The organism is Melioribacteraceae bacterium (assembly GCA_019638015.1).
In the GTDB taxonomy this organism is placed as follows: Bacteria; Bacteroidota; Ignavibacteria; order Ignavibacteriales; family Melioribacteraceae; genus JAHBUP01.
The window spans coordinates 1,874,348-1,897,800 of the sequence record JAHBUP010000001.1 but is presented as its reverse complement, the minus strand read 5'-3'; the positions used below and the strand labels follow the sequence as shown (position 1 = coordinate 1,897,800).

Annotated in this window: 25 protein-coding genes; 12 read left to right on the top strand and 13 right to left on the bottom strand. The window is 34.5% G+C overall.

What is annotated here, in order from left to right; genetic code table 11:
• Positions 1 to 45: 45 nt before the first annotated feature.
• The 4 genes from KF816_07975 to glgP all read right to left on the bottom strand — a co-directional run bounded on the left by KF816_07975 (position 46) and on the right by glgP (position 5,675).
• Positions 46 to 822: an SDR family oxidoreductase gene (locus tag KF816_07975; GenBank protein MBX3007950.1), complete on the bottom strand. Its 777-nt coding sequence runs from the start codon at positions 820 to 822 to the stop codon at positions 46 to 48.
• Positions 823 to 829: 7 nt separating this feature from the next.
• The gene (manA, locus tag KF816_07970) at positions 830 to 2,044 is read right to left on the bottom strand and encodes a mannose-6-phosphate isomerase, class I (protein MBX3007949.1); all 1,215 of its coding nucleotides are present in this window, start codon (positions 2,042 to 2,044) and stop codon (positions 830 to 832) included.
• A 91-nt stretch (positions 2,045 to 2,135) separates the two neighbouring features.
• Complete coding sequence (locus tag KF816_07965; GenBank protein MBX3007948.1) at positions 2,136 to 3,032, bottom strand: hypothetical protein; 897 nt, start codon at positions 3,030 to 3,032, stop codon at positions 2,136 to 2,138.
• Positions 3,033 to 3,110: 78 nt separating this feature from the next.
• Positions 3,111 to 5,675, bottom strand: a complete 2,565-nt coding sequence (gene glgP / locus KF816_07960) for an alpha-glucan family phosphorylase (protein MBX3007947.1) — start codon at positions 5,673 to 5,675, stop codon at positions 3,111 to 3,113.
• A gap of 321 nt (positions 5,676 to 5,996) precedes the next feature.
• Here glgP and KF816_07955 point away from each other — a divergent pair, with 321 nt between their 5' ends.
• The 5 genes from KF816_07955 to groL all read left to right on the top strand — a co-directional run bounded on the left by KF816_07955 (position 5,997) and on the right by groL (position 11,368).
• Complete coding sequence (locus tag KF816_07955) at positions 5,997 to 6,638, top strand: glycerol-3-phosphate acyltransferase (protein ID MBX3007946.1); 642 nt, start codon at positions 5,997 to 5,999, stop codon at positions 6,636 to 6,638.
• Positions 6,625 to 7,797 (top strand): trypsin-like peptidase domain-containing protein, encoded by a 1,173-nt coding sequence (locus KF816_07950; GenBank protein ID MBX3007945.1) that lies wholly within the window; start codon positions 6,625 to 6,627, stop codon positions 7,795 to 7,797. Before KF816_07955 ends, KF816_07950 begins: the two co-directional genes overlap by 14 nt.
• The gene (locus tag KF816_07945) at positions 7,797 to 9,098 is read left to right on the top strand and encodes an adenylosuccinate lyase (GenBank protein ID MBX3007944.1); all 1,302 of its coding nucleotides are present in this window, start codon (positions 7,797 to 7,799) and stop codon (positions 9,096 to 9,098) included. The genes KF816_07950 and KF816_07945 overlap by 1 nt, the downstream gene beginning before the upstream one ends.
• Before the next feature lie 312 nt (positions 9,099 to 9,410).
• Positions 9,411 to 9,707 (top strand): co-chaperone GroES, encoded by a 297-nt coding sequence (gene groES, locus KF816_07940; protein ID MBX3007943.1) that lies wholly within the window; start codon positions 9,411 to 9,413, stop codon positions 9,705 to 9,707.
• Positions 9,708 to 9,736: 29 nt separating this feature from the next.
• The gene (gene groL / locus KF816_07935) at positions 9,737 to 11,368 is read left to right on the top strand and encodes a chaperonin GroEL (GenBank protein ID MBX3007942.1); all 1,632 of its coding nucleotides are present in this window, start codon (positions 9,737 to 9,739) and stop codon (positions 11,366 to 11,368) included.
• A gap of 90 nt (positions 11,369 to 11,458) precedes the next feature.
• Here the strand turns inward: groL and KF816_07930 are convergent, their stop codons facing one another.
• Genes KF816_07930 through KF816_07890 form a run of 9 tightly spaced genes read right to left on the bottom strand, consistent with a single transcriptional unit; the run spans position 11,459 to position 18,775 of the window.
• Entirely contained in the window at positions 11,459 to 12,409 is a 951-nt protein-coding gene (locus tag KF816_07930) for an SDR family oxidoreductase (GenBank protein ID MBX3007941.1), read from the bottom strand.
• The gene (locus KF816_07925) at positions 12,406 to 14,631 is read right to left on the bottom strand and encodes a polysaccharide biosynthesis tyrosine autokinase (protein MBX3007940.1); all 2,226 of its coding nucleotides are present in this window, start codon (positions 14,629 to 14,631) and stop codon (positions 12,406 to 12,408) included. Before KF816_07925 ends, KF816_07930 begins: the two co-directional genes overlap by 4 nt.
• Before the next feature lie 9 nt (positions 14,632 to 14,640).
• Positions 14,641 to 15,162: an SLBB domain-containing protein gene (locus KF816_07920; protein ID MBX3007939.1), complete on the bottom strand. Its 522-nt coding sequence runs from the start codon at positions 15,160 to 15,162 to the stop codon at positions 14,641 to 14,643.
• Positions 15,163 to 15,178: 16 nt separating this feature from the next.
• The gene (locus KF816_07915) at positions 15,179 to 16,051 is read right to left on the bottom strand and encodes a permease-like cell division protein FtsX (GenBank protein ID MBX3007938.1); all 873 of its coding nucleotides are present in this window, start codon (positions 16,049 to 16,051) and stop codon (positions 15,179 to 15,181) included.
• Positions 16,052 to 16,053: 2 nt separating this feature from the next.
• Entirely contained in the window at positions 16,054 to 16,512 is a 459-nt protein-coding gene (locus KF816_07910; GenBank protein ID MBX3007937.1) for a hypothetical protein, read from the bottom strand.
• A 34-nt stretch (positions 16,513 to 16,546) separates the two neighbouring features.
• A complete protein-coding gene (locus KF816_07905; GenBank protein MBX3007936.1) occupies positions 16,547 to 17,119 on the bottom strand; it encodes a hypothetical protein in 573 nt (190 codons plus the stop codon).
• On the bottom strand, positions 17,116 to 17,850 hold the full coding sequence (locus KF816_07900) for a class I SAM-dependent methyltransferase (GenBank protein ID MBX3007935.1): 735 nt from the start codon (positions 17,848 to 17,850) through the stop codon (positions 17,116 to 17,118). Before KF816_07900 ends, KF816_07905 begins: the two co-directional genes overlap by 4 nt.
• Positions 17,847 to 18,446 carry a recombination mediator RecR gene (gene recR / locus KF816_07895; protein MBX3007934.1) on the bottom strand — a complete coding sequence of 200 codons (600 nt, stop codon included), beginning with the start codon at positions 18,444 to 18,446 and terminating at the stop codon, positions 17,847 to 17,849. Before recR ends, KF816_07900 begins: the two co-directional genes overlap by 4 nt.
• A gap of 2 nt (positions 18,447 to 18,448) precedes the next feature.
• The gene (locus KF816_07890) at positions 18,449 to 18,775 is read right to left on the bottom strand and encodes a YbaB/EbfC family nucleoid-associated protein (protein MBX3007933.1); all 327 of its coding nucleotides are present in this window, start codon (positions 18,773 to 18,775) and stop codon (positions 18,449 to 18,451) included.
• 127 nt (positions 18,776 to 18,902) lie between these two features.
• On the opposite strand from KF816_07890, the gene KF816_07885 reads away from it, so the two are divergent.
• The 7 genes from KF816_07885 to KF816_07855 are packed head-to-tail and all read left to right on the top strand — an operon-like array spanning position 18,903 to position 23,372.
• Positions 18,903 to 19,556: a phosphatidylserine decarboxylase family protein gene (locus KF816_07885; GenBank protein MBX3007932.1), complete on the top strand. Its 654-nt coding sequence runs from the start codon at positions 18,903 to 18,905 to the stop codon at positions 19,554 to 19,556.
• Positions 19,553 to 20,317 (top strand): CDP-diacylglycerol--serine O-phosphatidyltransferase, encoded by a 765-nt coding sequence (gene pssA / locus KF816_07880; protein MBX3007931.1) that lies wholly within the window; start codon positions 19,553 to 19,555, stop codon positions 20,315 to 20,317. Before KF816_07885 ends, pssA begins: the two co-directional genes overlap by 4 nt.
• On the top strand, positions 20,310 to 20,561 hold the full coding sequence (gene purS / locus KF816_07875; GenBank protein ID MBX3007930.1) for a phosphoribosylformylglycinamidine synthase subunit PurS: 252 nt from the start codon (positions 20,310 to 20,312) through the stop codon (positions 20,559 to 20,561). The genes pssA and purS overlap by 8 nt, the downstream gene beginning before the upstream one ends.
• A complete protein-coding gene (gene purQ / locus KF816_07870; GenBank protein MBX3007929.1) occupies positions 20,558 to 21,253 on the top strand; it encodes a phosphoribosylformylglycinamidine synthase subunit PurQ in 696 nt (231 codons plus the stop codon). The genes purS and purQ overlap by 4 nt, the downstream gene beginning before the upstream one ends.
• A gap of 19 nt (positions 21,254 to 21,272) precedes the next feature.
• Positions 21,273 to 21,461 (top strand): twin-arginine translocase TatA/TatE family subunit, encoded by a 189-nt coding sequence (tatA, locus tag KF816_07865; GenBank protein MBX3007928.1) that lies wholly within the window; start codon positions 21,273 to 21,275, stop codon positions 21,459 to 21,461.
• 26 nt (positions 21,462 to 21,487) lie between these two features.
• Entirely contained in the window at positions 21,488 to 22,900 is a 1,413-nt protein-coding gene (gene gatA / locus KF816_07860; GenBank protein MBX3007927.1) for an Asp-tRNA(Asn)/Glu-tRNA(Gln) amidotransferase subunit GatA, read from the top strand.
• A complete protein-coding gene (locus tag KF816_07855) occupies positions 22,890 to 23,372 on the top strand; it encodes a peptide deformylase (GenBank protein MBX3007926.1) in 483 nt (160 codons plus the stop codon). The genes gatA and KF816_07855 overlap by 11 nt, the downstream gene beginning before the upstream one ends.
• Positions 23,373 to 23,453 lie beyond the last annotated feature (81 nt).

Below are 23,453 nucleotides of genomic sequence, written 5' to 3'. Positions count from 1 at the left end.
TAAGAGTACGAAATTTGGATAACTAATTTCGCCGAAAAGGAATTGCTATTTTTCCGATTGAATAAAATAAGTAACAGCGTTCACCAATTTCCTTGGGAAAAAGCGGTGTGAGTTTGCAGATAACTTATTTAATAGTCCAGGAAGAATTATTGTCTTACCCCTCATCATTTCATTATAACCTACTATGGCTACCTCTTCTGCGCTCATTGGTTTTAATAATGAAAATAATTTAGATCGATCTAATTTTGCCGTTGATTGAAATTCGGTTAAAGTGGGACCCGGACAAAGGGATGAAACAGTCACACCGCTTTCTTTTAATTCATAAGCTATAGCTTCACTGAAATGCAAAACAAAAGATTTAGTCGCGTAATAAATTGACATCAATGGTCCAGGTTGAAATGACGCAACTGATGCTACATTCAATATTCTTCCCGACCTTCTATGAATCATTGAGGGCAAAAATAATTTTGTGAGTTTAACCAGTGAAGTAATATTGAGATTAATCATCTCAATTTCCCTATTCAAATCTGTAGCTTTGAACTCCCCAAACAACCCAAATCCGGCATTGTTCACTAATATGTCAATTTGAAGATTTCTACTTTTAATATTTTCAAATAGTTCGTCCGCCGCTTCAATTTTGCTCAAATCCTTTGCAACAAATTCTGCATTAATTTTAAATGAAGATGAGAGATTTGATGCGATTTCTTTTAATTTTTCTTCATTTCTGGCAACTAAAAATAAGTTATAACCATTTTTTGCAAATACTTTGGCTAGTTCCAACCCAATTCCGGTGGAAGCACCCGTTATTAAAACATTTTTCATTTTTATCCTATGGAATAGTTACCATATAAAACTGAGCATCGTCGCCGGTAAGTTCCAAATGGTCAATTATCGTCGGAAGAAATATTGAATCCCCTTTTTGAGCGTGTATCTGGTGTGTCGGTTTTTTATTTGCGATAATATTTAACTCACCTTCGGTAATTAGAATTATCACCGGTCTATTTTTAGAATTTAGTGAGGTGTAGAAATAACTATTTTTCGTGAAAAGTGTTACTTCAAATTCTTCGGCGTTAGTTGTAAATTTAATTTCATCGGTAACTTGTTCCCTATTCAATATCTCGAACTCACCAAAATCGTAATCAATAATATCAATTAGTGTTTTAACATCTTTAAATTTATTAGTCAATCCCGCTCTAACTACATTGTCTGAATTTGCCATACATTCAATAATATTTCCCTTTATATAGGCATGAGGAATTCCCGCCCCCGTATAAATAGCTTGATGTTCCTTGAGCTCGAGGTAATTGAAAAAATAAAATGACAAGAGTCCAATATCAGTTCCATATAAATTAAATTGTTCAATAAATAATTTATCCTGATTCGAAATGCGATTCTTATTCTCAATCTTATTCTTTATTGACGTGACCACCTTTTCAATTTTGGTAGATTGGGTTGAGGCGATCATCATTTCAGAATATACTTTTTTTATTAATTCCTCTTTTTCGAAAATACTTTTAGCGTTGGTAATATCCATCGAGTTGATGGTGGTAAGAGAAAGTATCTCCTCATATTCTATCAAATTATTGATTATCTCATTAACGTCAGCAAAACCCGCAATAGCTTTGAGCGAATCGATAGCGATTGCGATTTCAGGTTTATGATTGCAATCGGGATAATTAGTAGGATCTTTTTTATTCAAAAGTTCAGCTTGTGTTTTGTTTGGGTGTGCTTGAATTGACAGTGAACGAGATGATGATAAAACTTTTAGGAGGAAAGGAAATTCATTTCCAAATTTATTTATTACATAATCGCCAAGAAGCTCTTTTGGATATTGTTTTATCAAACTATTCAGTGAATACAATTTAGAATTGATCTCAATTTCGGAGGATGCTTTAGGGTGAGCGCCTATCCATAGCTCACCGTACGGTAAATCATTCTCCGGCTCAAGACCTAAAAGGTTTGGAATGAAAGCTTCCCTATTCCTAGTTCCCCACTCGTAATTCTGAATCTTGTTTATCAATTTGTAAGGGATTGGCTTCAACATTGTAGTCTTATAAATTTAAGTGTATGAAGTAATAATGATGAAATTCAAAAAAACCATTCGGTAAATAAAAAAAATTGATCGCGTTACAAAATTAATTGTCGGGATCAAATTTTAGGATAACATTTTCACGATCGCGTAATGAGACCGACTTTGATTTTTGGGTTGATTTAAATAAATCAAATAAATTTATATCCTCGCTTACTTTATCCTCAACTTTCTCTGCTGGACTAGTTTGAGGATTCTTAACCATTGACGATGATTGTTCAGGGATTCCTAAAGCCTGCTTTAACAAATCAATTATTTCTTCACGCAAATCGGTGACCTTTCTATCATCTAACTGTTTTGGAGTAGATAATTTCGGGACATGCTTTGAATTGTCTTCCGCCACATTTTTAATATTCGGCGCATCTTTTACTTTTGCTTTAAGGAACATCTTCGGTTCTTGCTGTTCATGATTCGATTCTCCTGCCATATCATCTTCATCTCTAAAATCGGGATCAAATACAAAAATTGCATCAGCAAATATTTTATCATTTTGATTTTGCGCTTCTGAAGCTTTTAAGTCAAAGTTATATACTTCAGCAAAATTAGGTTCATTCTCTCTTTTGGTAAGTGAGGTTAATCCAAGTTGTTGGATCTTGAAACGGAATCTTTCTGGCTCAAAATCAAATTGAAGATGGCGTAAATCCTTTATAGCAAATACCGGATCAAAATAGATGAGTTCCATTCTTCCATTAATCTTTACGAAATAGCCATACTTTGTTGAGTAAGCGTCGAGATTGTTTACGTTGGTCATCATCCTATAAACAATCAAGTTTTTTGGGGAAGGATCCTTAACATAATTACATACATCAAAATATGTAATCTTTTCGGGTCTTCTAATTTTTCGATTCTTAAAAACAATTTTAAAATTGTCATTAAAATTGAACATGTTCTGAGAATAAATCAGCAAATCGTTATTCCGCAAATCAAGAGTTTCTAGTAACATAGTTTCCAATAATTACAGTCATGATGAAGTATATTATTTAATTATAACAGTAAAATAAAAAATACTGATACTACATTATTAAGCCCAGCGTATTAGTCCTAGCTCAAATTGATTAATTAATAAAGTATGCTTTGGCAATATCCTCAGTGTAAAACCAAATTGACCGGTATCAGAGCAACTTATTTCACCTTTATAAATATAGTAAGTGCCAGTCTTCTTTTTAGGTTGATTTGCCATTTGCACATAATTATGCGGCTGTCCACTTCCATTATCTACCTTTCCAAAATAGATTTGTACATCAACATCATCAGGTGTTAGTTCCCCTAATTCTATCTCGGCATGAATTGAATACTTTTCGCCGACTTTTAATTCTTTACTTTTATCGTCTTCAGTAATTGAAATAAATTTAACATTAGTCCAGTTATTTTGCACCTTTGATTTCCATGAAGAAAATTCACGCACTTTGGCACATTCATTTTTCATTAAATCGGCTCTTTTCTCAAATGAATTGAAATAGAATTTTTGAGCATATTCCGAAACCATTCTATGCGAGGTAAATTTAGGGCCTAAAGTTCTCATTGAATTCTTCATCATTTGGATCCATCCACGAGGAAGTTTATCAACTCCCCTATTGTAGTATAAGGGAACTAATTCTTTTTCGATAGCCTCGTAAATCAGACGTGATTCAATTTCATCTTGAAGGTCTAAATTTTCATATTCTTCCCTATTGCCAATTCTCCATCCAACTTCAGGAGTGTATGCTTCATCCCACCATCCATCCATTACACTTAAATTAAGACCACCATTCGCAATTACTTTCATCCCAGAAGTTCCGCTCGCTTCTAATGGCCTTCTGGGGTTATTTAACCAAACATCGCAACCCTCAACCATATAGCGGGCAATATTCATATCATAATTCTCAATGAATACAATCTTTTTTCGAAGGTGAGGCTCTTTTGACAGTGCGATTATATCTTGAATTAGTTTTTTCCCCTCATCATCTTTTGGATGAGCTTTACCGGCAATTATAAATTGAACCGGGTAATCGGGATTGGAGATAATCGCCTCGAGTCTCTCAATATCTCTAAATATAAGAGTTGCTCTTTTATAAGTTGCAAATCTTCTGGCAAATCCTATCGTTAAAGCTTGAGCATCCAGAACCTCTTTTGCAAAGTTTAATTCTGTAACCGAGCCGCCGCGTGATTTAATTTGCCTAACCAAACGGTTTCGAGCAAATGCTACCAACCGTTCCCTTCTTCTTTCATGAGTACGCCATAATTCTTCGTCTGGAATTTCATCGATACCCTCCCAAATTTCAGTCTCCGCCGGGTTCTGCATAAACTTATCACCCAAATAACGGTAAAGCAATTCCTCCATATCATTTGATAGATGTGTTCTTGTGTGAACACCATTGGTTATAGCGTTAATTGGAATTTCATCAAATGGTATATCTTTGAAACCAGTTTGCCACATTTTCTTTGAAACCAAACCGTGAAGTTGACTTACTCCATTAACATAACCAGCGGTGTTCATTGCAAGATGTGCCATATTAAAATTTAGAGTTGGTTTATCTTTATGAATAGTGCCTAATCTGTAAAAATCTTTATCATTAAGCTGAAGTTCATGTCTGTAATAATATCCAAAATACTTTTCAACAAGCTCATTTGGGAAAATATCTATGCCGGCTGGTACTGGTGTATGAGTAGTAAAAACATTAGAATAAAAATTTAGATCTTTCGCCTCAGCAAATGAAAGCGAATACAATTTCATCAGAGTTCTTATTCTTTCAAGAGCGAGGAACGCAGAATGTCCTTCATTCATATGACAAACTGAGAATTTAATGCCCATAGCATGAAGGGCTCTAACCCCTCCGATTCCTAAAACGATTTCCTGCTCAATTCTTGTTTGATTATCTCCTCCATATAGGGAACGGGTAATTTTCCTATCTTCAGGATTATTTTCCAAAACATTTGTATCAAGCAAAAACAGTGGAATTCGTCCAACGGCAATTTTCCATATTTGAAATGATACTTTTCTTCCCGGAAAATCTAATTCGATTATTAAAGGAGCTTTATCCTTATTTGTAACAAGTGTCATTGGCTGATTATAAAAATCTGTAATTTCATATCGTTCTTGCTGCCAGCCATCGTTAGCCAAATACTGCTGAAAATATCCTTCTTTGTAACAAAGTCCTACACCTACTAGTGGCAATCCTAAATCTGAAGAAGATTTTAAATGATCACCTGCTAAGACACCAAGTCCACCCGAATAAATTTGCAAACATTCCGTCAACCCAAACTCTGCTGAAAAATAGGCGATCACGCTCTCTTTGCTGTATTTATAATTTCTCTGGTACCAGCTTTTTTCTTCAACATAAACATTCAATTGAACATAAACACGATTCATGTGAGATACGAAACTATCATCACCGGTTAATTCATTAAGTCTGCTTTGGCTTATTTTCCCAAGCATTAACACGGGATTATGATGCGATTCTTCCCAAAGTTTTCGATCCATTCTTCTAAAAAGTTCAATTGCGTCATGATTCCATGACCAATACAAATTCATAGCAATTTCGCGAAGTGCTTCTAATTTAGTTGGCAGGGAAGGTTCTACATTAAATCTCCCAACATAATTTATCATAAATGCTCCAATTTCTTGTTTTATTATTCCGAGAAGCAAGTTAATAATTTTTTTGGGTTCAAGAAAAAATAAATTAAGGTTAATATTTTGAAAATACGCTGAAGATGAGTTTTCAAGAATTATTCTAACCTCATCTTTTTGGGATGATGCAGTTACAGTTCTAAACTACCCCTCTCTAAAATTAGTTTTGAACTGACTTCATGATATACTTAGAAGACTAATTCCATCCGGGCAGGAACTTTTTTCTTTGAAGAATTATAAGAGAATGAGTTTTTTAATACCAGTTTAAGAATTAAATTTGGCGAAAAAGAAAAGGACAAAATGGAATTTCTCGGAAGCACACTTATCGGCTATATAATTGGCTCCTTTCCAACTGCATATATATTATTGAAAAAATTCAAGTCAATTGATATAACTCAGAATGGGTCAGGTAATGTTGGGGCATTAAATTCTCTTAAGGTATCAAAATCAAAATCAATTGGTGCCTTTGTTCTTATTATTGATTTATTGAAAGGATTATTAGCGGTTTACTTAGTTAAATTATTATTTGGAGACAATTTTATATTATCCGCATTAGCTTTAATTGCGGCAGTTTTTTCACATTGCTTTAATCCTTGGCTAAAATTTAAAGGAGGAAGAGGATTAGCAACTGCAGCCGGCGGCGCTATACTATTAAGTCCTCCTGTTCTCGGATTGTGGCTACTACTTTGGGGCATTGCTTTTATATTTAAACGTCATGTTCATTTTGCCAATTTTTCGGCCACAGTGCTCACCGCGGCATTAGCATTCTCTTCGGTAAAAGTTCTTAATTATTACTCAACACCACCAGCAAGTGAAAATTTGGAATTCAGCATTTCTATAGCTGTATTGTTATCCATAATTTTGATGAGGCATATTGAGCCAATTAAAGAGTATATAAAGAATTGGAAAAAATCTAGAGGTAACGAAAATGAAAAATCTTAAAACAATACTAATTTCATCTTTAGTAACATTAATAATTTCTGCGGCACTATTTAGTATGGTCATTCAACCTAAACTAGATGAAACAATTAACTATCATTTAATTAATAAAAGAGCCGCGTCAATTTATGAGAAAAATTTAGCAAATGATGATATTACAGCCGGCAGAAGTAATGTAATTACTAATACCGTTTCAAGAATTAAGCCGGCGGTGGTTGGAATTAATGTAACAGAGATAAGACAAGTAAGAGATATTTACAGCCAAGATCCATTTTGGCGTTATTTTTTTGGTGATAGAGTTTATAACCAACAAATAAGAGGTTTAGGATCAGGAGTGATTATCTCTAGTGATGGATATATCATAACAAATGATCACGTAGCTGGTAATGCTGTTGAAGCTAATGTAACCTTGACCGATGGAAGAATTTTCAAAGCAAAAATACTTGGAAGTGACCAAGCTTCTGACTTATGCTTATTAAAAATAGACGCTAAAAATTTGCCCTTTGTTCCTCTTGGCAACTCCGATGATATAATTATTGGAGAATGGACTATCGCTCTTGGAAATCCATTTGGACTTTTTTCTGTAAATGATCAACCAACGGTAACTGTTGGAGTTATAAGTGCCACAGGCATGAACCTTCCCCCAACAAATAATAGATATTATATTAATATGATTCAAACTGATGCTGCAATCAATAGCGGCAATAGTGGTGGACCCCTTGTAAACGCGATTGGCGAATTAGTCGGATTAAATACTTTAATTTATACTGCTCAAGGTTCTTCGGGTAATGTTGGGGTTGGGTTTGCTATTCCTGTAAATAAAATAAAAAGAGTCATTGACGAGCTCAAACAGGATGGGAAAGTAAATAGAAATTTCTGGACAGGTCTAAATATTCTAACCATTGATGAAAACCTTGCCAAAACTTATGGATTAAAATCAAATAGAGGCGTAATTATTACCCAGGTTTCACAAAACTCTCCTGCCCAAAAAGCTGGCATTCAAGTCGAAGATATTATATTAGGAATTGATAATTATAAAATTACAGATGAAAACACATTGATAAGTGTTATTAACGAATACCGTACAGATGATACCATCGAGCTGAAAATACTAAGAGGTGATTCTAACATTGTCAAAAAAATGAAATTGGAGAGGAAATAATGATTAGTCGCTATACCCGAAAAGAAATGGGTGATGTTTGGTCGGAGCAATTTAAATTTGACTCATGGTTAAAAGTTGAAATTATTGCATGTGAAGCAAGAGCTGTGATGGGGGAAATTAACTCACAGGACATGAATGAAATTAAATCTAAAGCAGCTTTTAATGTTGATCGTATTCTTGAAATTGAGGAAACCACTAAGCATGATGTGATTGCATTTTTAACTAACGTTGCAGAATATGTTGGTCCCGCTTCCCGCCATATTCATTATGGCATGACCTCTTCAGACGTTTTGGATACAGCGCTCGCCTATCAAATTAAATGTGCAGGTGAAATCTTATTAAAGGATTTGAAAGAATTGAAAGCCATTCTAAAAAGGCAAGCACTTAAAAATAAGAATGTTTACTGCATTGGTAGAAGTCATGGTATACACGCCGAACCTTACTCAATGGGATTAAAATTCGCTTTATGGTACGAAGAATGCAAAAGAAATATTGTAAGATTAGAAAGTTCTATCAATTCAGCTGCCGTTGGAAAAATTTCTGGTGCAGTTGGTACTTTCGATCACATCTCTCCTAAAGTTGAAGAATACGTTTGTGATAAATTAGGATTAAAACCTGAGCCGGTTGCCACACAAGTTGTTCAGCGTGATCGACACGCAGAATTTTTAACCACTTTAGCAATTATTGGCGCATCACTCGAGAAAATAGCAATTGAAATACGACACCTTCAAAGAACCGAAGTATTAGAAGCTGAAGAATATTTCTCAAAAGGACAAAAAGGTTCTTCAGCTATGCCACATAAACGAAATCCCATCGTCAGCGAAAGGATTACGGGACTCGCAAGGATATTACGCGGAAATGCTATGGCTGCCATAGAAAATGTAGCCCTTTGGCATGAAAGGGATATTTCTCACTCATCTGTTGAGAGAGTTATTTTACCCGACAGTTGTATTACTTTGGATTATATGCTTGGGCTCGCAATTAAATTAATGGATAATTTGATTATTTACCCAGAGAACATGTTGAAAAATTTGGAAAAAACAAGGGGATTAATTCACTCCCAAAAAGTTTTATTAAAATTAACAGAAAAAGGAATGACCCGGGAAGATGCATACGCATTCGTTCAAAAATCTGCTATGGAAGTATGGGCTGATGAAAGTAAATCATTGAAGAATGAGTTATCAAATTCCCAAGATGTTAATAAATATCTCTCAATAAGTGAGATTGAAGACTTATTTGATACCTCTAAAATGCTGGTTAATTTAGATTATATTTTTTCTCGTTCGGTTGAGTTGGATTGACTTTTTGTAATATTAACGCAGACTCATTAATAACGGAATAATTCGCAATTGTTATAATCCAAGGGTGACCTCAATATTAAATCATTGGGGTCAAGAAACACATATTCGCCTACTTTCTAAAATTATTTACACAATTATGCCATATTGCCTATGTATTTTTTGTGATGTGGTATTTTTGTCGCACTTTCATCATTTCTAAACCTAGATAAAGCATCTTTTCTTGACAAAAACCGGTTAGAATATTATATTAGCACTCGTTGTTTTAGAGTGCTAATTTATAAAAAACTTAATTATATTAAATGGAGGTTACACATGGCAGACTTCAAAATTAAACCTTTAGCTGATAGAGTTATTGTAAAAGCTAAAGAAGCTGAAGAAGTTACAAAGGGTGGGATTATTCTCCCTGATACAGTTAAAGAAAAACCCATTGAAGGGGTTGTAGTTGCCGTTGGAAGCGGAAGAGTTGACGATAATGGTAAAGCAGTACCAATGACAGTTAAAGTTGGTGATGCAGTACTTTACGGTAAATATTCGGGAACCGAAGTTAAAATTGATGGTGAAGAATATTTAATTATGCGTGAAAATGATATTTACGGTATTGTTAACTAATATAAGTTTGATAAAAAAGGAGAATAAATATGGCTTCAAAAATAGTTGAATTTGGTAGCGAAGCACGTGGCTCGCTAAAGGTAGGTGTTGATAAACTTGCTAACGCTGTTAAAGTAACTTTAGGACCAAAAGGTCGTAATGTTATTCTTGATAAAAAGTTTGGCGCTCCAACAGTTACAAAAGATGGTGTTTCTGTAGCAAAAGAAATTGAATTAGAAAATCCAATTGAAAATATGGGCGCTCAAATGGTTCGTGAAGTTGCATCTAAAACTAGTGATGTAGCTGGTGACGGAACAACAACCGCCACTGTTTTAGCTCAAGCAATTTTCCGTGAAGGTTTAAAAAATGTGACAGCAGGCGCTAACCCAATGGACCTCAAAAGAGGTATTGATTTAGCAGTAATAAAAGTTGTTGAAAGCTTAAAATCAATGAGTAAAGAAGTTGGCGGTCGTGAAGAGATTGCTCAAGTAGGTTCTATTTCAGCAAATAACGACAAAACAATTGGTAACTTAATAGCAGACGCAATGGAAAAAGTTGGTAAAGATGGCGTCATCACTGTTGAAGAAAGCAAATCAGCTGAAACAAATCTTGATGTTGTTGAAGGTATGCAATTTGACCGCGGTTACCTCTCCCCTTACTTCGTAACTAATTCTGAGTCAATGGAAGCAATTTTGGATGATCCTTATATCTTAATCCATGATAAAAAAATCTCAGCTATGAAAGATCTTTTACCCGTTCTTGAAAAAATCGCCCAAGCTGGCAAAGCATTATTGATTATCGCTGAAGATTTAGAAGGCGAAGCTTTAGCAACATTAGTAGTTAATAAATTACGCGGTACATTAAAAGTGTGCGCAGTAAAAGCACCAGGTTTTGGTGATAGAAGAAAAGCAATGTTGGAAGATATTGCAGTTTTAACTAGCGGTACAGTTGTATCTGAAGAACGCGGTTACAAATTGGAAAACGCTACAATTGAATATTTAGGTCGTGCTAAAAAAGTAGTAATTGATAAAGATAATACTACTATTGTTGAAGGCGCTGGCAAGACAGATGATATTAAAAAGAGAATTAATGAAATCAAATCTCAGATTGAAAAAACAACTTCAGATTATGACAAAGAAAAGTTGCAAGAAAGACTCGCAAAACTTTCAGGCGGTGTTGCAGTTCTAAAAATTGGAGCAGCTACGGAAATTGAAATGAAAGAAAAGAAAGCAAGAGTTGAAGATGCTCTACACGCAACCAGAGCAGCTGTTGAAGAAGGAATTATTCCTGGCGGCGGTGTTTCTTTAGTTAGAGCAATCTCTTCATTAGATAAATTATCCGGCGAAAATCTTGATCAAACAACCGGCATAAAAATAATTAAAAAAGCTCTTGAAGAACCATTAAAACAAATTGTTGCTAATGCCGGTCTTGAAGGCGCTGTAGTATTAAATAAAGTACTCGAAGGAAAAGGTGATTTTGGTTTTAATGCTGCTACTGAGACATACGAAAACTTAGTAAAATCTGGCGTTATTGATCCAACTAAGGTTACAAGAACAGCATTAGAAAACGCTGCATCAGTTTCTTCATTATTGTTAACTACAGAAGCTGTTGTTTACGAGAAAAAAGAAGAAGAAAAACCAATGCCACCAATGCCTCACGGCGGTATGGACGGAATGTACTAAGATTAATTTAACGTTTATGCTTGATAAAATGAAAGTCCCGCTTCGGCGGGACTTTTTTTGGGGATTAATGACCTTTATAAAAAAGAATTACTATTCTCCGAGTACTTCTTTTTTAAAGTATTCCATAGTAATTCTGAGTCCTTCTTCGCGTTTAATTTTCGGTTCCCAACCTAAAATTTCTTTTGCCCTTGTTATATCAGGCTGTCTAACTTTGGGATCATCTTCCGGTAATGATTGAAATACAATTTTACTTTTTGAGTTGCATAATTCTATCACTTCCTTCGCAATATCTATGAGAGCTATTTCGGCTGGATTTCCAATATTAACCGGATTTATTTCATTGGAAAAAAGCAGGCTAATTATTCCGTTTACCAAATCATCAACATAGCAGAAACTTCTGGTCTGAGATCCGTCCCCAAAAACAGTAACATCTTCCCCTTTTAATGCTTGGGAGAAGAACGCCGGCAATGCTCGCCCATCATCAACCCGCATTCTTGAGCCGTAGGTATTAAAAATTCTCACAATTCTAGTATTGACACCATGATATCTATGATAAGCCATAGTTAATGCTTCAGCGAAACGCTTGGCTTCATCATAAACACCACGAGGACCAATAGGATTTACATTACCCCAGTAATCTTCTTTTTGTGGATGAACTAATGGATCACCATATACTTCTGAAGTTGATGCCAAAAGGAAAACCGCATTTTTATCTTTGGCCAGTCCTAAAGCTTTGTGAGTACCCAATGATCCAACTTTTAATGTCTGTATAGGTAGTTTTAGATAATCGATTGGACTCGCGGGTGAAGCGAAATGTAAAATATAATCAACATTACCCGGCACATGAATAAAGTTTGTTATATCATGCTTTATGAATGTAAAATCTTCATTTATAAAAAGATGTTCAATATTACTTACTCTTCCGGTGAGGAGATTATCGATGCAAATAACTTTAAGATTTTTTTGAAGGAGATTTTCGCAGAGATGGGAGCCGAGAAATCCGGCCCCACCAGTAACAACCGCAACTTTTTTACTCATCAAGCTTTTACTTTTTTAGTTTTTGAACTGTTTGTCGGACGAGAATAGTAATAATAATATTTATAGTATGAACCATACCCGCTACGGTACGCAAAATTATTTAATACTGTTCCAATAAATGAACTGTGTTCATGCTTAAGAATTTGAACTGATTTCTCCATCAATTCCATTTCAGTATTATTTGCCGATACCACTAAGATTGTACCATCAACAATACTGGATAGTATTTCCGAATCAGTAACAGCAATAATTGGAGGAGAATCCACAATCACATAATCGTAAATCCCTTTTAATTTTTCGAGGAAGATCTGCATCTGCTCCGAACTTAAAATTTCAGATGGGTTTGGAGGGATAGTTCCAGCGGTAATAAAATCTAAATTATTTACTTCCGAGTTTCTAACTATTTCCTCAAATGTAGCCTGCCCAAAAAAGTAATCCGTAAATCCGGGATACCGTTTTGAATTAAAGACTGTATGAACCCTTGGTTTTCTTAAATCTGCATCAATTATAATTGTTTTGAAATTGGCTTGAGCAAAACTTCCGGCAAGATTTACGGATGTAGTAGTTTTACCTTCTTGAGATGCGGAAGAAGTGATTAGGATAGTCTTTAAAGATTCCTTATCAATTTTCGAAAACTTGATTCTGGTTCTTAATGCGCGATAAGCTTCACTGGCACTAGCATCCGGCTTTTTGGCAACAATAAATTCTAAATCTTTATTACCGCTCTCCATTCCTTCGATCTGGGGGATCCACGCTAGAATATTAATATTCTTGTTTTGAATATCTTCAGGAGTTTTTACCGTATTATCGAGGTAGTTGCGTACAAATGCAAATCCAACTCCCATTCCCACACCCAATACTAATCCAATAATTACAATTAATAGTCGATTAGGTTTTGCAGGTTTTGGAGGGATTCTTCCATCATCAATAATCACAACATTTCCTGGGACTGATTGTTCGCTGATAATTGCCTGCTGATACCTCTCCTCTACCTGTAGATACAATTTTTCATAAGCAGATTGCTCTCTTGTTAACCGAGCTAAATCGATAGTGCTTGTGGGAAGAGCGTTCATTTTTCTATCGTAATCGCCAACAATTTCATTTAATTTTTTGTACGAAGCTAGAATAGACTGATATTTAATTTCTTCTTCTAAAACTTTTCTAGTAATTTCTTTAATTTCATCTGGAGTTGAAGCAAGAATACCTGCCTTATAAACAGATAACTGATTATTGAGCTTTGTTCTTAAGTCCTCAATTTTTGAATCAAACTCTTTAATAATCTTGCTTGAAGCTCCGCCAGAAGAAAGTGCTCGATCTTTTTGAGTTCTCAGATCAGCAATTTGCTGCTGCAATTTTTCGATATAAGGCTGGGTCGCTAAATTTTCAATATAGTTAGAAATATCAGGATCTCTCTTTTTCAACTCACCTTTATATTCTGCTAGAATTTTTTCCGACATAGTAAGATCGATACGGGCAACATTCATCTTAGCTTGAAGATCGGACGATTGCTCAATAAGTGCTTTAGCTTGCTCGGGAAGTTGAACAATACCCTTTTGTTCTTGATAATTTTTTACAGTTTCTTCAACAAGTTGTAATTCTGAAAGTTTTTCGTCACGTTGTTTGGCAAGAAAATTTTTAATGAGTGTAAGTTGTTCTCTATTGTATGATAAGTTTAAATCTCTGTATGCTTTAGCGTAATTATTTGCTATCAGAGCGGCTTCTGTCGGTGATTCGGACTCTACCGAGATCTCCACAATATCTAATCCTCTTCTCTGATCTATTGAAACTTTAGCACCTAAGGATTTAACTATATCATCAATACTTCTTAATTTTTTATCAGTATTATATTCAAGCGATTCAAGAATTAATGAAAAGTCCTCCTTTTTATTCGAGATTCTGAAACTATCAACAAGAGCGTTAGAAACTCTTTCTCTCAATCTATAGCTTTTTAATATCTCAATTTCATTAGCTATAAATCGGTCGCTTCCAAAATCTTGAAATTCCGGAATGAGCGAGCCCTCTAAAACACTTCCACTAGGTTTTGATATTTTTAGCACAGTAGTAGATTTAAATATGTCGGGTGCATTTACAGCATAGATAATTGCCACTAATAAACCTGTTAACGCAATTAAAAATATTGGGATGAAATTCAGCTTAATTAACTGAATATAATCGCGCAGGGTATGCGCTTCCTGGTTCTGTTGAAATTGTTGCTGGTTATTCACAATTTTATCCTACTTAGCTATGTTGATTACTAAAATTGATAAAGATATAAGTACACTTATGATTGAGAGCCAAATTGACATATGATCACGAAAATAGAGACGTGGTTCCCCCGGGACAACTAATATATCCCCAGCTAATAGCGAAGGTAATTTTCTGTATTGTGTCTTTAAATTACTCTCCCATAAAAGGTCATTATAATTAAACTTCACTAAAGTCTGAGTGGAATCTTCATCAACCCGGTATATTCGCAAATCAGTTAAGTCCGATGCATCCATAGGTCCCCCCGCGTAAGAAAGCAGATCTGTAACCGTTGTGTAAATTGGAACTGTGTATCTTCCGGGATATTTAACAAATCCCCACACTGAAACTTTAATATTGACAGCTTCAGGATCTGAAAAATTGAAATATCCGCTTTGATTGGCATTGTATCGGCCAATTTCTGCGCCTAATTCAAAATCCTTGATTTGTGAATATGATGTGTTTAAAATTAGATAAAAGAATGAGAAAACAAAGAAAAGTCTCTTCATCATTAGCCCTCGATAATTTTTAGGAGATTTTGGATAACACCCTGGAAATTGTACGTGAAGATAATATACTGCCCGTTAAACCCAGCGTGATACCAATCACGAAAATAAACAGATTAAATAGATAATTCTGTTGCGCCAATTTAAGGTTAATCACCATACCAGTCAATATTATGTATATTAAATTAAAAATAATTGCAACCAGAATTGATGCAATAAATCCTACCATAAATCCATTTAGTACAATTGGAATTTTCATTGCTGATTCTTTTGTCCCAACGTATTTCATTGTTTTGTAGATATTAGATGAGTTAATAATCTGCATTTTATAATTGGCATATACTAAATAAATAGATGACGAGATTAGAAGTATTGAAATAATTATTAAAATTGGGAGATACTTGTTAAGGATGTTTAAAATTTTTAGAGCCGTAGAGTAATCGTAAAATACTTCACTTACCCCATCAATCTTCTTAATTTCACTTACATAATTGCTAATCGGTTTTTTGTTCAACTCCTCTGCTTTAAATGTTAAAACAAATGTATGAGGGAATGGATTATATTCTAAAACGTCTCTAAAATCCTCACCGGTTTCTTTGATGAACTGTTGGGCAGCTTGTTCTTTATTTAAATATTTCACAGAATTAAATGAAGTATTTGATAATAATTTATTATGCACACTTTCAATTTGGTTTGCAGTTACACTATCGTCCAAATAGACATTTACTTCAATAGAACTTTTAATCTTTTCCGATATTTTTTGCGAATAAAAAATTGATAGGAGAGAAAAAAAAGTAATAATTACAGCTAGCGCTGTAATGCTAATTAATACAAAAGTAGCCCAGAAGGAGCGGCTGAAAAGTCTAAATGTTTCTTTTAAGTAAAATAGTATCATAATCAAAAATTAGATTCATCAATCCAGTGAGTTATAGTCCATTTTTGTTTATCATCTTTCTCTAACCTCAAATTTACTCTGCCATCTAGAAAAATTATATCAGTTGGATTAAAAGTTACAGATAAATTAAAACTTCTAATAATGCTGGTTGAGTCTCCCGAAATCATAACAATATTATTCCAAATAAGATCAAGTCGTTGAGCATTTTGAAAAAGTCCATCAGTAACTTTCATTTCCTGGTCTCTCCCCCAGCTAACATCTGCACCCAAATCATAATCACGATAGCTAAAAGTAAATTTATTATTCAATAATTGACTGTAAATAAGCGTGTCTTTAAAGGTATATGCGTACTGTAAATTTTTGAATACTCCGCCAATCGATAGCTGATCACTAATAATTCCCTCTTCAGTGCCCAAATTTTGATCGAGTGAAGGAGCAAATGGATTTACACAACTGTTCATCAAAATTATGGTAAATAATATAATGAAATAGTGTTTAATAAAGCCTTCCTTTTAATTCACTCCAGTTTCGGTTATTGCCGGTTTGAATATCTTCCCAGTTTACTATTACCCACTGCCCTCTTGTATCTAAAAATATTTTGAATTGTGCTGAACCTTTATACTCACCATTTATGGTATTATCCTGAGCTGATACTGAGACCAGATAATCGAATTGGTAGAGCGCACTATCTCCCAATTGATTGTTACTTTGATTAGAAAATAAAAGTGACACAGAAGCACCCGGATTAGCCCTACCTTTCAAACTCTTGAAAAATTGGTTTTCCTCCTCAATCCCCCAATTATTTAATACAGGAAATTGTGTTGAAGTACTTGTTACCGGGATAAATCTATATTTTTTATCAAGAAAAGATGAATTAACAAATACACTGGAATAATTTTCGGGGAATTTATCCTCGAACGATTTCTTAAAATTATCAAATAGAATATCTGGAGTAGTTGCGGGGATTAAGGAATTACCCGTCGTTTTTGGTTCTTCCGGTGGCCTTGTAGTGAATAAATCACACCCAAAGACTAAGAATAATATTGCTACTATGATATAGTATTTCATTTTTGTGCAATAATTATTATTCGTGAAGATTCCACATCAGAAAATCGATTTCCATCATAATCACCAAACTCAGCATAAATTCTAAATCCGATCTCCACTAGCTTCTCTCTTAAAAATTGTACTTCATATAATTTTACTTTCTCGTTAAAATTCGAAATAGCTTCATCATCTTCTATGGTAATATTTTTGACCACAAAATTACCGACTAATTTTCTTTCTTCTAATATTTTCTTTGTTCCAATTTGTTTTTCAGAATATGGTATTAAACTCTTTTTTAGTTGAGCTATATTAAAATAATCGAGTACATAATAACCGGAAGGGACCAGATTATTAAAGGCATTTTTAACAAACTTAAAATTATCCTCATCGTCATCAAAGTAACCGAAGCTGGTAAAAAGATTCACAATGAGATCATATTTTTTTTTCAGTTCAACTGTTCTAATATCTGACCGGAAAAAATTAATTATAAGTTGTTTTTCCTCGGCGCTCTTGCTGGCATATTTGAGCAAATTTTCGCTGAGATCAAATGCTGAGACATTATAGCCCAAAGAGGCAAAATGAATAGAATGCCTTCCTGCTCCGCAAGCCGCATCAAGAACCGAAGAACCTTTTTTGAGATTTGTTGAGGCAATTATTAAATCAACTATTTTTTTTGCGTCACTTTCGTCACGGTGGGAATATACATCTAAGTATTGTTCAGAATTAAACCAATTTATAAACCAGTCTTTCATTCTAGTGATATTCTTCCTATGAATGCTCTTCCTATTGTAGCAGAGTCAGAAAAATCAAGATTTCCGCCAATTGGCAACCCGCGTGCGATTCTGGAAATTTTAATATGATATTCTTTTAATATTTTGGTGAGATAAAGAGAAGTTGCATCCCCCTCTGAATTTGGGTTCAACGCTAGAATAATTTCCTTAATCCCTGCCCCCTTCACCCTATTAATTAACTCTTTTATCTTTAATGATTCAGGTGAAATTCCGGAAAGTGGATTTAATACTCCTCCAAGCACATGATAGAGTCCGCTGTATTCATTAGTTTTTTCGATGGCAATAATATCGCTGGCTTCTTCAACAACACATATAATTGAATTATCTCTTTTAGGACTTGAGCATATATTACAGGTATCTTCCACCGAAATATTAAAACAATTCGAGCAAAACTTAATTTTATCTTTTAGGTCAAGAATAGCGTTTACAAAATTTTCAACGCTAACTTTATCTTTTTTAAGCAAATAAAGAGCTATTCGTTGAGCACTTTTATTTCCGATGGCTGGAAGTTTACTCAATTCTTCAATTGCTTTTTGGAGCGGTTCTGCGATGAGCACAATTACATTCCAGGAATATTGAAACCGGGGGGAAGCATTCCCTTAGTTAAACTTTGCATCTCATCTTCGGCCATTTTACCGGCGGTAGCAAGTGCTTTATTTACAGCGGCAACAACAAGATCTTCGAGCATCTCTTTATCTCCGCTTTTCATAATTTCTTCATCAATTACTATCGAAATAATTTCCTTTTTCCCATTTGCTGTGGCTTTTACCATTCCGCCGCCACTCTCTTCAGTTACTGTTTTACCGCCAAGTTCATTCTGAACTTTTGCCATATCAGCTTGCATTTTCTGTATTTGTTTCATCATACCGCCCATATCAAACTTCATTTATCCTCCCGGAAGATTTAGTTTTCTTAAAAAGTGAATCAAAATTAGGAAAAAAAAGAATCACAAGAAATTAAGGTCAGAAAATATTACATTTGTAAATAATTTTAGCACTAAATAAGAATAATTAATGATAACAAAATATGGCTTAAATACATTCCTTATTTGCTCTGCGTTATCCGCTCTCGCAATAATAATTTCACTTTTCATTAACAATCCTTGGGTAAAATACCCTTTGCTTATAGTGGGGGTTATATTTTTCCTCTTTGTGTTAAATTTTTTCAGAGATCCTGAACGAATTTCTCCAAAAAAGGATAATGTAATTGTTTCGCCGGCTGATGGAGAAATTGTTATAATAAAAGAAAAATTCGAAGATAGATTTTTAAATGAAGAGGCAACTCAAGTTTCAGTATTTATGTCGCCGCTGAATGTTCATGTAAACAGAATACCGATTGATGGAACCGTTGATTATCTCAAATACATCAATGGTGAATATATAATGGCGTTTTATGAAAAAGCTGATGAAAGAAATGAAAGATCTGAAATAGGAATATCTAGCAAATTTGGCAAAATGCTTTATACTCAAGTTGCGGGATTTATAGCAAGAAGAATTGTTTACGATTTATCAATCGGAGATACCGTTAATATGGGAAATAGATTTGGAATGATCAAATTTGGAAGCAGATGCGATGTCGTTGTACCAAAAAATTGGAAGTTAAAAGTTAAAATAGGTGATATAGTTAAAGCTGGCGAAACCGTTTTATTTGAGATGGAAGATAAATGAAAAACTTTATTCCAAAATCAGCAGTTGCAAATTTTGTTACATCGTTAAATATCTTTTGCGGATTCCTATCAATTGTGTTCACCTCTAATGGTGATTTTAGAATGGCATCAATTTTTATTGTTGCCGCCGCCACCTTTGATTTACTGGACGGAATTGTCGCACGATTACTTGGCACATCTAGTAAATTTGGAGTTGAACTGGATTCTCTCTCTGATGTGGTTAGTTTTGGAGCGGCTCCCTCTTTCCTTATTTATAAAGCCTATGCTTATCAATTTGGATATCTGGGAATTTTATTGAGTTCATTAATTTTAGTTTTTGGCGCATTGAGGTTGGCAAGATTCAATATTCAGGTGGAAGATTTGAACAGTAAAGGTGACTTTAAAGGCCTACCAATTCCAATGGCCGCAATGACAATTGCCATGCTTTTCTTATCCACATCATCAAATCAAAAATTATTGCCTCCATTTGATATAATAATTTTTCCTCTTATAATATTGTTGTCATTATTGATGGTCAGCAAAATTAGATACAATGCATTTCCGAATTTTAAGGAACGTAAACTGAAACAGAAACTGCTCGCGCTTGTAATCCTATTGATTGTTCTGGTTTATGCTATTTTAACACAAGGTTTAGTTTTATTTTATTTATCAATAGGAATAGTATTTTTTGGATTATTCAGACACATCTACTATTTAATCGCAACTAACGATAAAAGAAAAATTGAAAAAAATATAAAGATTGAGGAGAGTAAAATTGTTTAAGGCAACAGTAATTGTAAAAAGAAGACCTAAAATTCTTGATCCGCAAGGTAAGGCGGTTGAGCAAGGCGCAAAACATTTGGGATTTACTAATGTTAAAAAAACCAGAATAGGTAAATACATCGAATTTTTTGTTGAGACGAATGATAAAGATATCGCTGAAAAAGAAGTAAAAGAATACTCTGAGAAGTTACTTTCCAATCCTATTATGGAAGATTTTGAATATCATTTGGAAGAATTAAAATGAATCCAAAATTCGGAGTTGTTGTTTTCCCCGGTTCAAATTGTGACCACGACGCTTATTATGCGGTGAAAAAAGTCCTTGGCTATGAAGCTGAATTTCTATGGCATAAGGAAAAAGATTTGAAGAATTGTGATATAGTTATTCTTCCCGGTGGTTTTTCTTACGGCGATTATTTAAGAACCGGCGCTATCGCTCGATTTTCACCAATAATGGAATCTGTTTACAACTTTGCTGAAAATGGCGGGTATGTCTTTGGGATTTGTAATGGTTTCCAAATTTTACTCGAGATTGGTCTTCTTCCCGGTGTGATGCTTCAAAATCAATCATTGAAATTTATTTGTAAAGATATTTATTTAAAGATTGAGGATAAGAATTCACCATTCACTAACCGGATCGATAAATCAGTTATTAAGATTCCAATAAAACATGGGGAGGGAAATTATTTTGCCGATGAATCTACCGTAGCTGATCTTGAAAAGAATAATCAAGTTGTGTTCAGGTATTCAGATATTGATGGAAATATTTCTGATGATATGAATCCAAATGGTTCCATTAATAATATTGCCGGAATAACTAATACTCGAAGGAATGTCATTGGTATGATGCCGCATCCGGAAAACGCCGTTGATCCAGTTTTAAGAAAAACTGACGGCTCTCTGATATTCCAATCGATCGCGGCAAATTTTATTAAATAAATTTTTAAATGAGGTAACTATGTTTGGTAATTTAGGTGCAATGGAAATAGTTTTAATAGTTCTAGCCATTTTAATTCTTTTTGGCGCAAAAAAAATACCTGAACTTGCTCAGGGCATTGGTAAAGGTATGAGAGAATTCAAAAAGGCAGTAAACGATGTTCAAGAGGATATCAAGATTACTGATAAATCCGATACTAAAAAAGATTAACTGTTCTGAACTATCACTAACTTCAAATTATGTACAAAACCCATTCAGAAAAACTTGAACAAATTAAAAACGGTAAGTTGTCTCTTAGAGATAATGTTCAGTCGTTTTTAAAAAGAATTGATCAGCGTAAACAATTAAATGCATTTAATTTTGTATTCGACGAGTCTTTAGATTACGCAGAAATAATTGAACACAAAATTAAAACTGGTTGTCATGGTAAACTTGCCGGCATGGTAGTGGCGATAAAAGATGTTCTTGCTCTAAAAAATAAACCACTCTCCTGCTCTTCTAATATTTTAAGGGATTTTCAATCTATTTACACGGCTACTGCTGTTCAAAAATTAATTGATGAAGATGCAATAATTATCGGCAAAACCAATTGTGACGAATTCGCTATGGGTTCCTCGAATGAGAATTCGGCTTTCGGCAAAGTATTAAATCCAATTGATGAGACTAGAGTACCCGGAGGAAGCAGCGGCGGGTCTGCTGTAGCAGTTGCGGCTAATTTGTGCGACGTCTCCCTAGGTACCGATACAGGAGGCTCTATAAGGCAGCCAGCGGCTTTCTGCGGCATCTACGGGCTCAAGCCAACATACGGCCTAGTTTCAAGGTTTGGATTAACAGCATTCGCCTCTTCGTTTGATTCAATAGGTCCATTCGCAAAAAATATTGATGATTTGGCACTTGTTTTATCGGTTATTGCCGGCTATGATTCCAATGATTCAACATCTGCAAATGTATCAGTTTCAAGTTTTAATAAAGAACTTGATTCTTCAAGAAAATTTAAGATTGGTCTACCTAAAGAGTACTTCGGGAAAGGATTAAATGAGGAGATTCGTTCTGCAATTGAGAAGCAAATTGAACTGTTAAAGAGTGCTGGGCATTCAATTATTGAAATTGAACTGCCCCACACTGATTATTCTATAGCTACATACTACATTTTAACTACAGCTGAAGCCTCCTCTAATCTCGCAAGATATGATGGCGCTCGCTACGGCTTAAGATCGAATGATTCTTCTTCATTAAAAGAAATGTATTCGAATTCAAGAACAGATGGATTCGGCGCGGAAGTTAAAAGAAGAATAATGTTAGGTACCTATGTCTTATCCGCCGGATATTATGATGCCTATTGCCGCAAAGCCCAGAAAGTCCGCAGATTATTAAAAAATGATTTTGATCGAGCATTTGAAAAAGTGGATGTTTTACTGACTCCAACAACGCCAAGTACAGCTTTTAGAATTGGTGAAAAATCTAATGATCCTCTGGAAATGTACCTCGAAGATATTTACACTACTTCTGCAAACCTCGCCGGTATTCCTGGAATTAGTATCCCGATCGGAAAAGATTCATCTGGACTTCCCATAGGGATGCAGGTAATGGCGAAACATTTTGATGAAAGATCATTAATAGAGTTTGGATTTCAGATAAGTGGCCATTGAAAAATTATTAAAGCTAGGTGATCCTGTTCTTCATAAGGTTTCCGAACCATTCACCGAAAATGAAATAGATTTTGCTATCAGTACTGCTCAAGATTTAAAAGCGGTTTTGAAGGAATGCAACATTGCTTTTGGATTTGGAAGAGCTATAGCCGCTCCCCAAATTGGAGTGTTAAAGAGATTAATTTTCGCGAATATTTTTGGTAAAGAACTAATTATAATAAATCCAACTCTATCCAATTTCAGCGAAGAAACATTTGAAGTTTGGGATGACTGCCTATCTTTTCCAAATCTGCTTGTAAAAGTAATGCGATATAAAAAATGCACGCTATCTTACTATAATGAAAAATGGCAACACTGTTCAATAGATTTGCAGGATAGTGAATCTGAGCTACTTCAACATGAATATGATCATCTTGATGGAATTTTAGCTACCCAAAGGGCCATAGATTCTTTCTCTTTCAAGATAAAATGAGTCGTCAATATCCTCATTCCAACTATTTCATTTTTCTAAAGTAAGTTTGTTAATCCTTTCTTAATTTTGCCTAAACGAAAT